Source organism: Amycolatopsis orientalis DSM 43388, from assembly GCF_000411975.1.
Classification (GTDB): domain Bacteria; phylum Actinomycetota; class Actinomycetes; order Mycobacteriales; family Pseudonocardiaceae; genus Amycolatopsis; species Amycolatopsis orientalis_D.
This window is the reverse complement of sequence record NZ_ASXG01000129.1, coordinates 1-13,284: the sequence shown is the minus strand read 5'-3', so window position 1 is coordinate 13,284 and position 13,284 is coordinate 1. Positions and strand designations below refer to the sequence as shown.

Annotated in this window: 13 protein-coding genes; 8 read left to right on the top strand and 5 right to left on the bottom strand. The window is 70.0% G+C overall.

Annotated features, from left to right (window positions below; genetic code table 11):
- The first annotated feature begins 83 nt into the window (after positions 1 to 83).
- Positions 84 to 662: an XRE family transcriptional regulator gene (locus L942_RS26895; protein WP_037365684.1), complete on the top strand. Its 579-nt coding sequence runs from the start codon at positions 84 to 86 to the stop codon at positions 660 to 662.
- Here L942_RS26895 and L942_RS43190 read toward each other — a convergent pair.
- On the bottom strand, positions 652 to 891 hold the full coding sequence (locus tag L942_RS43190; protein WP_051166265.1) for a hypothetical protein: 240 nt from the start codon (positions 889 to 891) through the stop codon (positions 652 to 654). The genes L942_RS26895 and L942_RS43190 overlap by 11 nt on opposite strands.
- 382 nt (positions 892 to 1,273) lie before the next feature.
- On the opposite strand from L942_RS43190, the gene trpB reads away from it, so the two are divergent.
- From trpB to L942_RS26875, 3 genes are read left to right on the top strand one after another with little or no spacing between them, the layout of a single operon-like run.
- Positions 1,274 to 2,431 (top strand): tryptophan synthase subunit beta, encoded by a 1,158-nt coding sequence (gene trpB, locus L942_RS26885; RefSeq protein WP_037365682.1) that lies wholly within the window; start codon positions 1,274 to 1,276, stop codon positions 2,429 to 2,431.
- Entirely contained in the window at positions 2,428 to 3,141 is a 714-nt protein-coding gene (gene trpA, locus L942_RS26880) for a tryptophan synthase subunit alpha (protein WP_037365681.1), read from the top strand. Before trpB ends, trpA begins: the two co-directional genes overlap by 4 nt.
- 41 nt (positions 3,142 to 3,182) lie before the next feature.
- A complete protein-coding gene (locus L942_RS26875; protein WP_037365679.1) occupies positions 3,183 to 3,917 on the top strand; it encodes a GntR family transcriptional regulator in 735 nt (244 codons plus the stop codon).
- Here L942_RS26875 and L942_RS26870 read toward each other — a convergent pair.
- Positions 3,891 to 5,444, bottom strand: coding sequence for a PucR family transcriptional regulator (locus tag L942_RS26870; protein ID WP_037365678.1), 1,554 nt, complete (start codon positions 5,442 to 5,444; stop codon positions 3,891 to 3,893). The genes L942_RS26875 and L942_RS26870 overlap by 27 nt on opposite strands.
- Before the next feature lie 122 nt (positions 5,445 to 5,566).
- Here L942_RS26870 and L942_RS26865 point away from each other — a divergent pair, with 122 nt between their 5' ends.
- The 3 genes from L942_RS26865 to L942_RS26855 all read left to right on the top strand — a co-directional run bounded on the left by L942_RS26865 (position 5,567) and on the right by L942_RS26855 (position 9,138).
- Positions 5,567 to 7,069 carry a CoA-acylating methylmalonate-semialdehyde dehydrogenase gene (locus L942_RS26865; RefSeq protein WP_051166264.1) on the top strand — a complete coding sequence of 501 codons (1,503 nt, stop codon included), beginning with the start codon at positions 5,567 to 5,569 and terminating at the stop codon, positions 7,067 to 7,069.
- A 12-nt stretch (positions 7,070 to 7,081) separates the two neighbouring features.
- Positions 7,082 to 8,437, top strand: a complete 1,356-nt coding sequence (locus L942_RS26860; RefSeq protein ID WP_037365676.1) for an aspartate aminotransferase family protein — start codon at positions 7,082 to 7,084, stop codon at positions 8,435 to 8,437.
- 101 nt (positions 8,438 to 8,538) lie between these two features.
- On the top strand, positions 8,539 to 9,138 hold the full coding sequence (locus tag L942_RS26855) for a MarR family winged helix-turn-helix transcriptional regulator (RefSeq protein WP_037365675.1): 600 nt from the start codon (positions 8,539 to 8,541) through the stop codon (positions 9,136 to 9,138).
- Between the two features lie 26 nt (positions 9,139 to 9,164).
- Here the strand turns inward: L942_RS26855 and L942_RS26850 are convergent, their stop codons facing one another.
- A complete protein-coding gene (locus L942_RS26850) occupies positions 9,165 to 9,830 on the bottom strand; it encodes a response regulator transcription factor (protein WP_037365674.1) in 666 nt (221 codons plus the stop codon).
- Positions 9,831 to 11,009 (bottom strand): sensor histidine kinase, encoded by a 1,179-nt coding sequence (locus tag L942_RS26845; RefSeq protein WP_326929360.1) that lies wholly within the window; start codon positions 11,007 to 11,009, stop codon positions 9,831 to 9,833.
- A 173-nt stretch (positions 11,010 to 11,182) separates the two neighbouring features.
- Here L942_RS26845 and L942_RS26840 point away from each other — a divergent pair, with 173 nt between their 5' ends.
- Positions 11,183 to 11,413, top strand: coding sequence for a hypothetical protein (locus tag L942_RS26840; RefSeq protein WP_037365672.1), 231 nt, complete (start codon positions 11,183 to 11,185; stop codon positions 11,411 to 11,413).
- 1 nt (position 11,414) lies between these two features.
- On the opposite strand, the gene L942_RS26835 is transcribed toward L942_RS26840, so the two are convergent.
- A complete protein-coding gene (locus L942_RS26835; RefSeq protein ID WP_037365670.1) occupies positions 11,415 to 12,845 on the bottom strand; it encodes an APC family permease in 1,431 nt (476 codons plus the stop codon).
- Positions 12,846 to 13,284 lie beyond the last annotated feature (439 nt).

Genomic DNA, 13,284 nt, shown 5'->3' with positions numbered 1-13,284 from the left:
TTCCTTTCCTGAGTTCCCGTTCCACCTTGCAAACCGTCCGGCACGACTGGCAAGCAACCTTGCCAATCTGTCAAACTCGATGGATGGACGACGACCGCGCTCTGGACGCAGTCGGCCCTCGGCTGCGTGAACTTCGCCGGAAGCGGGAGGTCACGCTGGCCGAGCTGTCCGCACAGACCGGCATCGCGGCCAGCACCCTGTCTCGCCTCGAATCCGGGAACCGGCGGCCCACTCTGGAACAGTTGCTGCCTCTGGCCCGCGCACACGGCGTGACCCTCGACGAACTGGTCGACGCCCCGCAGACCGGCGACCCGCGCATCCACCTCCGCCCGATCAGCTGCGCCGACGGCTCGACGATCCTGCCTCTGACGCGCCGTCCCGGCGGGATCCAGGCGTACAAGTTCATCCTGCCCGGACAACGGAAACCGCAGACCCCCGACCTGAAGACACACGAGGGCTACGAGTGGACTTATGTCCTCAATGGACAGCTGCGGCTCGTGCTCGGCGAGCACGACCTGACGCTTTCGCCCGGCGAGGCAGCGGAATTCGACACCCGGCTACCGCACTGGTTCGGCGCGGCGTCGACGGAACCGGTCGAGTACCTATGCCTGATCGGACGGCAGGGGCAGCGCGCGCATGTGCGAGCCGCGCCTAAGGCGTGACCGACGCGGGCAGCCCGAAGGCCGGGAAATGCTGCGCGCCGAGGAACGACGTGAGGGCGCTGATCCGGTCCTCGCGCAGGGCCAGGACGGTGATCGACCACGTCTCGTGCTGGGCAACCGCCGACCCGCCGAGGTAGGACGCCACTGCGGGCTGGGCGTTCGCGCTGGTCAGCCGGAAGCGCCAGCTCGGGCAGCACCTCATCGGGACTTGGCAGGCGAACTCCGTCACGTCGGCACGGCCGCGGTACCAGTGCGGGCGACATCGACCAGGTCACGTCCTCGGCCAGGGCGATCCCGGTCACCAGTGACGGTGGCGATCTCGGCGGCCGAGAAACCGAGGACGTCAAAAGCAGCAGCGCCGCCCGCTGGTTGCCCTGCAGGTGGCGGCATGCGGCGACAAAGCGAGTTCGACCGCCTCGCGTTGTTCGTAACGGGGGGCTCGGGATCAGCCCAACCCTCGCGCTGATCATGGCGATGACCGGCCATTCCCGGTTCCTCGACGACCTGGACGGCGACGGCGTCGAGGTGCTGCGGCACCGCTGACGCCCTTGCACTCCGCCGCCGAGAGTTCTATAACAGTGGAGACAGTTATAGAACTCTAAGGAGCTGCCATGCACACCCCGACCCAGAAAGGACGCTTCGGGGAGTACGGCGGGCGCTGGGTGCCGGAATCCCTGGTGCCCGCCTGCCTCGAAGTCGCCGACGCGTTCGAGAAGGCCTGGGTCGACCCCGGCTTCCGCGAGCAGCTCCAGACGATGCTCGCCCGGCACGTCGGCCGGCCTACGCCGCTGACGCCCGCTGAGCGGCTGTCGGCGGAACTCGGCGTGGACGTGGTGCTCAAGCGAGAAGACCTCACGCACACCGGATCACACAAGATCAACAACGCGGTCGGGCAGGCGCTGCTCGCGAAACGGATGGGCAAGCGACGGCTGATCGCCGAGACCGGGGCCGGAATGCACGGCGTCGCGACGGCCACCGCGGGCGCGCTGCTCGACCTGCCGGTCACGGTGTTCATGGGCGAACAGGACGTCGAACGCCAGTCGCACAACGTGTTTCGCATGCGCTACCTCGGCGCGGAGGTCGTCCCGGTCCGCGCCGGCAGCCGCACGCTCAAGGACGCGACCAGCGAGGCGATGCGGCACTGGGTCAGCTCCACCGAGGAAGCGCACTACTGCCTCGGCTCGGTCGTCGGACCGCATCCGTACCCGTGGATGGTGCGCGAATTCCAGCGTGTGATCGGCGAGGAAGCCCGCGAGCAGCACGTGACCGTGCCGGATTTCGTCGTCGCGTGTGTCGGCGGCGGATCCAACGCGGCGGGCACTTTCGCCGGATTCGCCGACACCAGCGCGCGGCTGGTCGGGGTGGAAGCGGTCGGCGGATCGGGCGCGACGTTCGGCCAGGCTGGAGTGCTGCACGGTTCGCGGTCGCTGTTCTTGCAGGACGAGCACGGCCAAATCCTCGAAGCCCACTCGATCGCGGCCGGCCTGGACTACCCCGGCGTCGGACCGGAACACGCGCACCTGCGCGACCTCGGCCGGGCCCGGTACGTCGCCGTCAACGACGAAGCAGCGGTCGCCGCTGCCGCGCAATTGGCGCGTACCGAGGGAATCATCCCGGCCCTCGAATCCGCGCACGCGCTCGCCTGGGTGGCCGAAGCCGCCGGCACGCCGGATCTTCCAGCGGGCTCGACAGTTCTGCTCACCCTGTCCGGCCGCGGCGACAAGGACATCGCCACGCTGATCGCCCGCTCCGAGGAGTCCCGCGCATGAAAACCGACCGCAAAATCCTCATGCCGTACCTCACCGGCGGGATCAATCCACACTGGACGGATTACCTCCCCGCATTGGTCGAAGCGGGTGCGGACGCGATCGAAGTCGGCATCCCGTTCTCCGACCCGACCCTGGACGGTGTCACCATTCAGGAGGCCTCGAACATCGCGCTCGCCAATGGAACGACTCCGCGAAGTGTCCTCAATGCACTCGCGGAGACCATAGTGGACGTTCCGATCATCGTCAGCACCTACGCCAACTTGGCCGTCCGCAACGGTTTCTGCGCCGAGCTGAAGGAAGCCGGAGTCGACGGTCTGATCGTGCCGGATCTCCCGCTGGAGGAAGTACCCGCGCTCGAAGCCGAAGTGGACCTGGCCCTGCTGGTCTCCCCCGCGACGCCAACCGACCGTGCCCAAGAAATCGCCGCCCGGAGCCGAGGTTTCGTCTACGCAGTCTCGTCGATGAGCACTACCGGCGAACGTGACCACCTGCCCGCCTCCGCGACCGAACTGGCCACCCAGCTCAAGCGCGTCACCGACCTTCCGATCCTGATCGGCTTCGGCATCTCGCAGCCAGCGCACGCCGCCGAGGCCGCCCGGGTGGCCGACGGCGTGATCGTGGGCGCGGCGATCATGCGGCGGGTGCTCGACGGCGCCGGTCCGGCGGAGGTCGGCGAGTACGTCGCGACCCTGCGAGCCGCGCTCGACTAGAATCCGCTGGTCCCCGCAGAACCCGACCAGAACGGACGCGCATGGCCCGCTATCGAGCAATCGCCGCGGATCTCGCCGCGAAGATCCGAGCCGGCGAGTACGCGCCTGGCGAGGCCCTGCCACCGCAGCGGGAGCTCAGCGTGTCGTACGGCGTCACGCTCATGACGCTCCGGCAAGCGCTGCGCGAACTCAGCGACGAAGCCCTGATCGTGCAACAACCCGGCCGCGGCACCTTCGTGGCGCCCAGTCCGGCCTCGTACCGGCCGGGGTCGCTGCGCAGCTTCACCGAGGACCTGCGCGATCAGGGTTACGTCGTGCGCACCGAGGTCGTCAGCCAAGCGGTACGGCGGCTGCCCGCGCGCATCGCCGCGCGGCTGCAAGCCCGGGCCGCCGATTCCGGCCTGCGACTGGAGCGAGTGCGCGAGTTCGGCGGCCGCCGGGCGATCCACCAGGTGTCGTGGGTCGCGCCGCCGCACGGGGAACGCTTGCGGGACACCGATTTCACCGCCGCCTCGCTCTACTCCGCACTGTCCGAATCGGACGTCGTGGTGGACCGGGCCGCCGAAACCATCCGCCCGGACACCCTCGACGACAAGCTCGCCCGGCTCCTCGACGAACCGGCCGGCACCCCGGTGCTGGTCAGCGAGCGCACCACCAGCACCCCGGACGGCACGATCGTCGTCCTCGACCGCGCGACCATCCTCGGCAGCATGATGCACATCAGCACCGAACGCGCCGCCGACCGGCTGTCACTGCGCTGGGGCGCCGGAAGCTGAATCCCGGTGGCCGTGCGCCAAGACGGCCAGGTGCACCGAAAGCCGAGTGTCCGGATTGGACAGGTCGACACCCAGCAACCGCTCGATCGTCGCCAGCCGCGAATACGCGGCCGGACGGCTGAGATTCAACGCCTTCGCGAACTCCGTCATCGAATAGCCCGACTCGACAAACGCCCGCAACGTCGCGAACGCCCGGCTGGCCCGCGGCTCCGGCAACGTCAGCAACGGCCGCAACTGTGCCTCGGTGAACTCGTGCAGCCGCGGATGGTCCCGCAGCCACCACAGCAATCCGCGCACCCCCAGGTCGCCAGCCCGCCGAAGTCCGGGCGCACCAGGCGATTCGACGTCCGAGACATGCGCCGCCTCCCGCAGCGCCGCCGGTAATTCGCCGAGCCGGCGCACCGGACCGGCCGCCCCGAACGCCGCCGCCAGTCCCTCCGGAACCCCGGCAACCACCCGCTCCAGCAACGCCTTCTCCGCGGCCGCCGAGGCGCACGGGAACACCGCCGCCACCCGGCCTTCGGCGAGCACGCCGCCGATCCCGTCGCTGGTCAGCACCGCGTCCAACAGGTCCCGTTCCTGTCCAGACCGAGCCGCACGGCACACGAGCACCGCGTAGTACGCCGCCGACGGCAGGCCCAACGCCCGGGCCCGCGCACGGACCGAACCCTCGTCCGCGCCATGCAGCAGATCGCGCAACAGGTCGCCCTGCGCCTCGATCGCCCCCGACAGCGGCGAGCGTTCCAGCAACTTCCCGACGGTCAACGCCTCAGCCGCGCGTTCGAGCACCATCCACGCCGAAGGCTGCTCCGCCGACCGCGCGGGCACGACCAGCCGGCCCCAGCGTTCGCGCGGCGGTCCGACCGGGGTGCACAGCCAGCCTTCCGGGCCGCCGACCTCGGTCGCCGCGGAAAACGGCACCCGCCGCGACCGAGCCGGCCAATCGCGCAGCAGCGATTCCGCCGAACCGACGCCGGCGAAGGCGAGCGCTCGATGCGTCCGGTCTTCCAGCACGACCGGCAGCCCGATCAAGTCCGCCGCGTGCGCGAGCACCGCGTCCGGCGCCGGCGAAGCCGAACCGACCGTGCTGAACGCCTCGTGGGCCCGCTCGGCCAGCCGCAACCGCTCGTAGTGCGCGTTCACGATGCGGGCATGCACGATCTCGGTCACCTCGATGAAGCGAACCGTGCTGCGCAGCTCCACCAGCGGAAATCGCGCGGCACGGGCGGCCTGCACCAACGCGTCCGGCAACGACTTCAGATGCTGCCCCGGCTCCACGACCAGGCCGATCGCCCCGGCGTCCCGCAGCGACCGGACATAGGCCACCGCGTCGAAGCCCGGCTCGGTGTACGCCCGGCCGATCGACAGCACGAGAACGTCGCTGGTCAGCGTCCCGGCGACGTCGCTCAGCTCGCTCACGTGGACCGAGCGCACCGGCACGTCGACCGCGTCCGCCGCCGAGCGCACGACCGGCGCCCCGGCGGCCATCACGGGCAGCTCGAGGACGTCTCGCAGGGTCAGGTGCACGGCGTCAGGATAACCCGACGAACTGTAAAGCAGAGCCCGGTCAAACCGACGATTCGTCGGTTACCCGCGACCGGGCCGAGCGGGACCCTCAGAGGGCGAAGACCAGGAAGAAAGGTGGCTCGATGAGCGATTCCGTGCCGACGCTGTCCCAGTGGATCGCCGGCGGCGAGGCAGCAGGCTCGCCGGACGGCTACGGGGACGTCACGAACCCGGCGACCGGGAAGGTCACCGCGCGCGTGCCGCTCGGCTCGGCCGCGGACGCCGAGGCCGCGATCGCCGCCGCGAAGGCCGCGTTCCCCGCCTGGCGCAAGACCTCGCTGGCGAAGCGCAGCCGGGTGCTGTTCCGGTTCCGCGAACTGCTCGACGCGCGGTCGGACGAACTCGCCAGGATCATCACCGCCGAGCACGGCAAGGTGCTGTCCGACGCGGCGGGCGAGGTCGCGCGCGGCCTGGAGGTCGTCGAGTTCGCCTGCGGGATCCCGCACCTGCTCAAGGGCGCGGCGACGGCCAACGCGTCGACCGACCTCGACGTCACGTCGCTGCGCGAACCGCTCGGCCCGGTCGCGATCATCTCGCCGTTCAACTTCCCCGCGATGGTCCCGATGTGGTTCTTCCCGATCGCGATCGCGGCGGGCAACACCGTGGTGTTGAAGCCGTCCGAGAAGGTGCCGACCGCCGCGAACTGGCTCGCCGAACTGTGGCGCGAAGCCGGTCTGCCCGAAGGCGTGTTCAACGTGTTGCACGGCGGCAAAACCGCGGTCGACGCGCTGCTGCACAGTCCCGACATCGAGGCGGTTTCCTTCGTCGGGTCGACCCCCATCGCGCAGTACGTCTACGAAACCGGCACCGCGAACGGCAAGCGCGTCCAGGCGCTCGGCGGCGCGAAGAACCACCTGGTGGTGCTGCCCGACGCCGACCTCGACCTGGTCGCCGACCAGGCGGTCAGCGCCGGTTTCGGGTCCGCCGGCGAACGCTGCATGGCGGTGTCGGTCGTGGTCGCGGTGGGCGACGTCGCCGACGCGCTGGTGCCGCGGATCGCCGACCGCGCGAAGACGCTGGTGACCGGCGACGGCACCCGCGGCTGCGACATGGGCCCGCTGGTCACGGCCGCGGCGAAGGACCGGGTCTGCGGCTACATCGCCGCCGGGGCCGAGGCCGGCGCGACGCTGGTGCTCGACGGCCGGGAAGGCGAGTTCGACGCGGACGGCGAGGGATTCTTCGTCGGCCCGACGGTGTTCGACCACGTCCGCCCGGACATGCCGATCTACACCGACGAGATCTTCGGCCCGGTCCTTTCGGTCGTGCGGGTGGAAACGTTCGCCGACGCGATCGAGCTGATCAACGCCGGCCCGTACGGCAACGGCGCGGCGATCTTCACCAACGACGGCGGCGCGGCGCGCCAGTTCTCCGCCGACGTCGAGGCGGGCATGGTCGGCGTGAACGTGCCGGTGCCGGTCCCGGTGGCCTACCACTCGTTCGGCGGCCGGAAGAACTCGCTGTTCGGCGACACCCACGCGCACGGCAGCGAGGGAGTGCACTTCTTCACCCGCGCCAAGGTCGTCACCACCCGCTGGCCCGGGGCCGGGCAGGGCGGGCTCGACCTCGGCTTCCCGCGAAACGTCTGAGAGGAGTCGAGAATGGACACTCAGTCGGCAGCAGCCCGGCACCTGTGGATGCACTTCTCCCGCATGGGGAATTACCCGGACTCGCCGGTCCCGGTGATCACCCGCGGCGAGGGCGTGCACGTGTGGGACGACCGCGGCCGCAAGATTCTCGACGGGCTCGCCGGGCTCTTCGTGGTGCAGGCCGGGCACGGCCGCCGCGAACTCGCGGAAGTCGCCGCGCGGCAGGCGAACGAGCTGGCGTACTTCCCGATTTGGGGCTATGCCACGAAACCCGCGGCGGAGCTGGCCGAACGGCTCGCGCATCTCGCGCCGGGCGACCTCAACCGGGTCTTCTTCACCACCGGCGGCGGCGAGGGCGTCGAGTCGGCGTGGAAGGTCGCCAAACAGTACTTCAAGCTGACCGGAAAACCCGGCAAGCACAAGGTGATCAGCCGCGCGGTGGCCTACCACGGCACCCCGCACGGCGCGCTCGCGATCACCGGGCTGCCCGCGATGAAGAAGGATTTCGAACCGCTCACGCCGGGCGGTTTCCGGGTGCCGAACACGAACCTGTACCGGCATCCGGAGTTCGCCGGCGACCTCGAAGCGTTCGGCCGCTGGGCCGCGGACCGGATCGAGGAAGCCATCCTGTTCGAGGGCGCGGACACGGTCGCCGCGGTCGTGCTCGAACCGGTGCAGAACTCCGGCGGCTGCCTCACGCCGCCGCCCGGGTACTTCGAACGGGTGCGGGAAATCTGCGACCGGCACGACGTGCTGCTGGTCGCCGACGAGGTGATCTGCGCGTTCGGCAGGCACGGCGCGACGTTCGCCAGCGAGAAGTTCGGCCTCCAGCCGGACCTGCTGACCTGCGCCAAGGGGCTCAGCTCCGGCTACAGCCCGATCGCCGCGCTGATCGCGTCGGACCGGGTGATGGAGCCGTTCCTGCGGCCCAAGGTCGGCTTCCCGCACGGGTACACCTTCGGCGGGCACCCGGTATCGGCCGCGGTCGCGCTCGCGAACCTCGACCTGATGGAGCGCGAGGGCCTCAACCAGCGCGTACTGGACCACCAGGACGCGTTCGGTTCGACCCTGGGCAAGCTGCTGGACCTGCCGATCGTCGGGGATGTCCGCGGCGACGGCTACTTCTGGGCGGTGGAGCTGGTCAAGGACAAGGCGACCCGCGAGACGTTCGACGCCGACGAGCGGGAACGCCTCGTCCGCGGCTTCCTGCCGGGTGCGCTGTTCGACCGCGGCCTCTACTGCCGTCCGGACGACCGCGGCGACGTGGTCGTGCAGTTCGCCCCGCCGCTGATCGCCGGCCAGGCCGAGTTCGACGAAATCGAACAGATCCTGCGGGACACGCTGCTCGAGGCGCAGAAACTCGTCTGAGCCACCTGGCGAGGGAGGGGGCCGGGACCGGTTGGTCCCGGCCTTCTTCCGGGCCGTCGCCTATCATCGGGACCCCGAGCCCTGACCGCGAGGCGGCGCGCATGCCCGAGCACGAACCCGGCCTCGACCGGCGGCTGGCCGACGCCATCGAACGGCTCGGGAACGGCTTGCGCGCCCTGTCCCAGCGCAGCGCGCGCACGCAAGGCCTCTCGCCGCTGCAGCAACAAGCGGTGCTGTCTCTGGCCCGTCAACCCGCGCCGCGCCGCGAGGTGAACGCGCTGGCCGCGGAATTCGACGTGACCACGCCGACGATGTCCGACGCGGTCAGCGCCCTGGAACGCAAAGGCCTTCTCATCCGCTCGCCGGGTTCGGACGGCCGCCGCCGCCTGCTCACCCTCACCGAGCGCGGCTTCCAGGTCTCCGCCGAGTTGGCGGCGTGGGATGCGCAATTGGTGGGCTCGCTGGCGGCGCTGCCGGAGCCGGACCGCGCCACAGCTCTGCACACGCTGTTGCGGGTGATCGCGGATTTGCAGCGCGGCGGTGCGATCAGCGTCGCCCGGGTGTGCACGACCTGCCGGTTCTTCGGCCCGGACGAGCACCCGGATCCGGCGGCTCCGCACCACTGCCATTTGATGCGGAAACCCTTGGCCCTGACGGAATTGCGTACCGACTGTCCGGAGCACGCGCAGGCGACCGCCTGACCCTCGCCGACCGTCGTTGAGGATGGCTATTCCTCGCTGTCGCGCACGACCAGGGCGATCTGCACCCGGTTCACCACGCCGAGCTTGGCGAACAAGCTGCTCGTGTGCGCCTTCACCGTCGCCACGCTGATGTGCAGCCGCTCGCCGACCTCAGCGTTCGACAGCCCTTCCGCGATCGCCCGCGCGGTGTCGCGTTCACGTTCGGTCAACAAGGCGAGCCGCGCCCGCGCCGCTTCCCGCGCGGCACGCCGGGTCTCCGACGACCGCGGTCCCATCGCCGCGGTGATCAACCGGCTGGTGGCGGCCGGGGACAGCGCGGGGTTCCCGTCGGCGACCGCGCGCACCGCGGCCAGGATGTCCGGCGGCGGGGTGTCCTTCAGCACGAAGCCGAGCGCCCCGGCCCGCAGCGCCCCGAGCACCATCTCGTCGGAATCGAACGTGGTCAGCACCAGGATCCGCGGCGGGTCCGGCCAGCTCAGGATGGCCTCGGTCGCGCTCAGCCCGTCGCGGCCGGGCATCCGGACGTCCATCAGCACGACGTCCGGCTGGAGCCGGCGGACCTCGGCGATCGCGGCGTCGCCGTCCGCGGCCTCGCCGGCGACCTCCAGGTCGGCTTCGCCGTCGAGCATGAGCCGCAGCGACATCCGCACCAGCTGATCGTCGTCGACGATCACGACCCGCACCCGGTCCACTCACTCGCTCCCTTCGCCGCGGGCAGGCCACGGCAGCCACGCGGTCAGCACGAACCCGCCGTCCGGGTCCGCGTGATGGTCCAGGCGCCCGCCGGCCAGCTCGACCCGTTCGGAAAGCCCCAGCAACCCGAACCCGGCCGACGGCGGCGGTTTCTCGCCGCTGGCCGCGCCGGTATCCCGCACCGTCACGCGCAAGCCCTCGCCCTCCCCGCCTTCGACAGTGACGCACACTTCCGCTCCCGGCGCGTGCTTCCCGGCGTTGGTCAGTCCTTCTTGGACAACCCGGTACACCGTGCGCGCGAGCAGATCCGGCGGCTTCCCGACGGACTCCGGGGTGTACCTGACGTTGACCCCGAGGGCCCGAGCGTCGGCGACCAGCGCGGGCAGATTCGCGAGCGACGGCTGCGGCGGCTCCAGCCCGCCCGGACTGGCCCGCAGCACCCCGAGCACCTCCCGCAACTCCTCCAACGCCTGATGCGCGCCGTCCGCGATCCCCTTGGCCAGCAGTGTGACCTGCTCGGCGGGCAGGTCCGTGCGGTGCCCGAGCACCCCCGCCTGCATCGCGACCAGCGAAACCCGATGCGCGAGGACGTCGTGCATCTCGCGCGCGATCCGGTGCCGCTCGACAATCCGCGCCTCGGCCGCCCGCGCGACCTGCTCGCGTTCCGCGCTCTCCGCGCGTTCCCGCAGCGACTGCACCTCCTCGCGCCGCGCCCCGATCGCCGCTCCGATCGCCACGACAATGCCGGTGATCAGCACGATGAACGAGATGGACAACCACCACGGGTCCGGGTCGGTGCCGCGCGGGTAAATGCCTTCGGTGACCGCTCCTGTCGCGACGCACGCCAACGCCATGAACGTGGTTTCGAGCAGCCGGCGCCGAGTCGCGAGCGACCCGAGGACGAGCAGCGCGGCACCCCCGGCGGACGTCGACACCGCCGAGACGATCACCACCCCGGTCGCGACCGAGAGCGGGTACTTCCGCCGCCACAGAGACGCGATCAGGCAGCCGAGCCCGATGACCGGATCGCCGACAAGCAGCCATTCGGTCCGCGCGTCCTCGAACCCCGGCGGCAGTTGGGAAGCGACCGCGAACCAGGCGAACGCGCCGAGCAGCGCGGCGGCGAGCAGCCGCCATCCCTGCTGCCACGGCTTGAGCTTGGCCGGCGAAACGATCACCAGCCCATCTTCGCCGATCCGTCCCCGCCGTGCAGCCGCCCGAAGCACACTCCGCGCCCTAGACCAAAGTCGTACCCCTCGACTTTGGTCGGCCACGGTTCGCTCCGCAGGTCCGATGTGCGCGGCAGCCGCGGCGGCCACCCTTGGGTGCACCACGAACTCAGGGAGAGCAGATGAGCAAGGGCGGCTATTCAGCAGTGCAGATCGCGGGGATGGTGCTCACCGTCGTATCCGCGCAGGCCGCGATCCGCAGTTTCTTCGACCACGACGCACGTCAATTGTGGGGCGTGTTCGACTGGGTCCCCGGCGGGTGGGGCGGACAGCTGGTCGCGCTGCTCGTGCTGGCCGTCGTCGGAATGGCGCTCACCGGCTGGGCGCACGCCCGGGCCAATCCGAAAAGCTGACTCAATGCACGTCCGGCCCGAGCGCCGCGTACGTTTCCGGACGCCTCCGTCGCAAATAACCGGCCATGGCCAGTCCCGCGACGATCAAAATCGGCAGCAGCCACGGCAACAACCCGATCCACGCCGCGTCGGACCCGGCCATCGTCGGGAAGTTCAGCACCGCCAGCACGATCACCCCGATCAGCCCGGCCCCGCCGAGCCCCGGCGCGACGAACGTGCTCCACCAATGCGGATCCCGCCGTTGCCGGAAGAACACCACCACCGCGACCGAAGCCATCGCCTGCAAAACAAGAATCGCCAACGTCCCGAACCCGGTCATCGACGACGTCAAGAACGCGACCGGATCGAGCCCCAGCACCGCGAAGATCGCCGCCACCAAGGTAGCGAAGCCGATCTGAGCAGCACTGGCGCTGCGCGGCGTACCGGAAACGGTGCGCCCCAACGCCTTCGGCAGCACCCCGTCCCGTGCGAGCGCGTAAATGTACCGGCTGGCGGAGTTGTGCAACGCCAGCAACGCGGCGAACAGACTCACCACAAGCAACAACTGCATCACGTCGGTAAGCACGGTCCCGAGAACGTCCTGCGAGGTAGCGAGCAGCAGATCACCGGCCGCAAGATGGTCCTGCGCCACGGTTTTCGCGTTCTCCACCCCGATCGCACTCACCAACGCGAGCGACGTGATCGCCGCGAAAACCCCGATCGCGATCACCGCGATGTAGGTAGCGCGCGGCACCGACTTGTCCGGATCACGCGCTTCCTCGCTGAACAGCGCAGTCGCCTCGAACCCGATGAAACACGTAGCAGCGAACAACAAGCCAAGCCCGATCGACCCAGACGTCACGACGGCAGGCGACAACGCACTGAACGAATACCCGGATTTGACCAGGACCACCACATCGAACACGACGAGAATGCTGACCTCGAGAATCAGCGACACCGCAAGCACCTTCGCCGAAACGTCCACCCCGCGACGGCTCAGCAGGAACACCGCGATCACGGACAGCCCCGCCCAAAACTCCCACGGCAAGTCCAGATGAAACACCCGGTCGACGACCCCGCCCGTCAACGCACCGGACGTCCCGACCGCCCCCGCGACGAAACAGTTGTAGCCGGCCAGCGCCACAAACGCCCCGGAAATCCCCACCGGACGCCCGAGCGCGGCGGTAAGATACGCGTAGAAGCCGCCCGCGTTGGACACGTACCGGCTCATCCTCGCGTACCCGACCCCGAACAACAGCAACACGACCCCCGCGATCAGGAACGACGCAGGCATCCCGCCGCCGTTGCCCAGCGCGATCCCGAGCCCCGCGATCACCACCATCCCCGTCAACGGCGCGACCGCAGCGAGCACGAGAAACGCGATCCCGCCAGTGCCCAGCGCATCAGCGCGAAGCTCCCCTCCGACGGCCTCCGGTGTCGACTGCTGTGCCATCCAGGCCTCCTGATCAGCTTCCAAAGCGCCCCCTGCCCCCGCAGCGTCCCAGTGTGCGGGCTCCGAGCCGGATCGCCCTTGTCCGCGCAGGCAGAAGTCTTGCCAATCCGCGCACCCCCGCCCCCCTCGGCCCGTCTCGACCGATGTCCGTCAAGGAGCCCTTCACGGCCTCAGATTCCCTCAAGGAGCCCTTCACGGACCACCAGCGCCCCAACAGGAACCAACGCACCCAATGCCGCTTCAGGGCGCAAGCCCACCCAAAAGCGCAGCCCGCGCACCCCACACTCGAGACACCCAACGACCCCCGCGCCAAGCCACTCGAGCCGCTCACCCGCCCCCAGAACCGCACCGGTGCACCCACCCATCGAGGCACCCCGCCCCCGCCCTGCACCCCGATACGAAGCCTCCCTGCGGTCTTGGGGTGCTTGTCAAGGCATCT

What these genes read in the sequence shown, in the direction of transcription:
- L942_RS26895 (WP_037365684.1), top strand. Translation starts at nt 84, where the DNA reads ATGGACGACGACCGCGCTCTGGACGCAGTCGGCCCTCGGCTGCGTGAA.
- trpB (WP_037365682.1), top strand. Translation starts at nt 1,274, where the DNA reads ATGCACACCCCGACCCAGAAAGGACGCTTCGGGGAGTACGGCGGGCGC.
- trpA (WP_037365681.1), top strand. Translation starts at nt 2,428, where the DNA reads ATGAAAACCGACCGCAAAATCCTCATGCCGTACCTCACCGGCGGGATC.
- L942_RS26875 (WP_037365679.1), top strand. Translation starts at nt 3,183, where the DNA reads ATGGCCCGCTATCGAGCAATCGCCGCGGATCTCGCCGCGAAGATCCGA.
- L942_RS26865 (WP_051166264.1), top strand. Translation starts at nt 5,567, where the DNA reads ATGAGCGATTCCGTGCCGACGCTGTCCCAGTGGATCGCCGGCGGCGAG.
- L942_RS26860 (WP_037365676.1), top strand. Translation starts at nt 7,082, where the DNA reads ATGGACACTCAGTCGGCAGCAGCCCGGCACCTGTGGATGCACTTCTCC.
- L942_RS26855 (WP_037365675.1), top strand. Translation starts at nt 8,539, where the DNA reads ATGCCCGAGCACGAACCCGGCCTCGACCGGCGGCTGGCCGACGCCATC.
- L942_RS26840 (WP_037365672.1), top strand. Translation starts at nt 11,183, where the DNA reads ATGAGCAAGGGCGGCTATTCAGCAGTGCAGATCGCGGGGATGGTGCTC.
- L942_RS26835 (WP_037365670.1), bottom strand. Translation starts at nt 12,845, where the DNA reads ATGGCACAGCAGTCGACACCGGAGGCCGTCGGAGGGGAGCTTCGCGCT.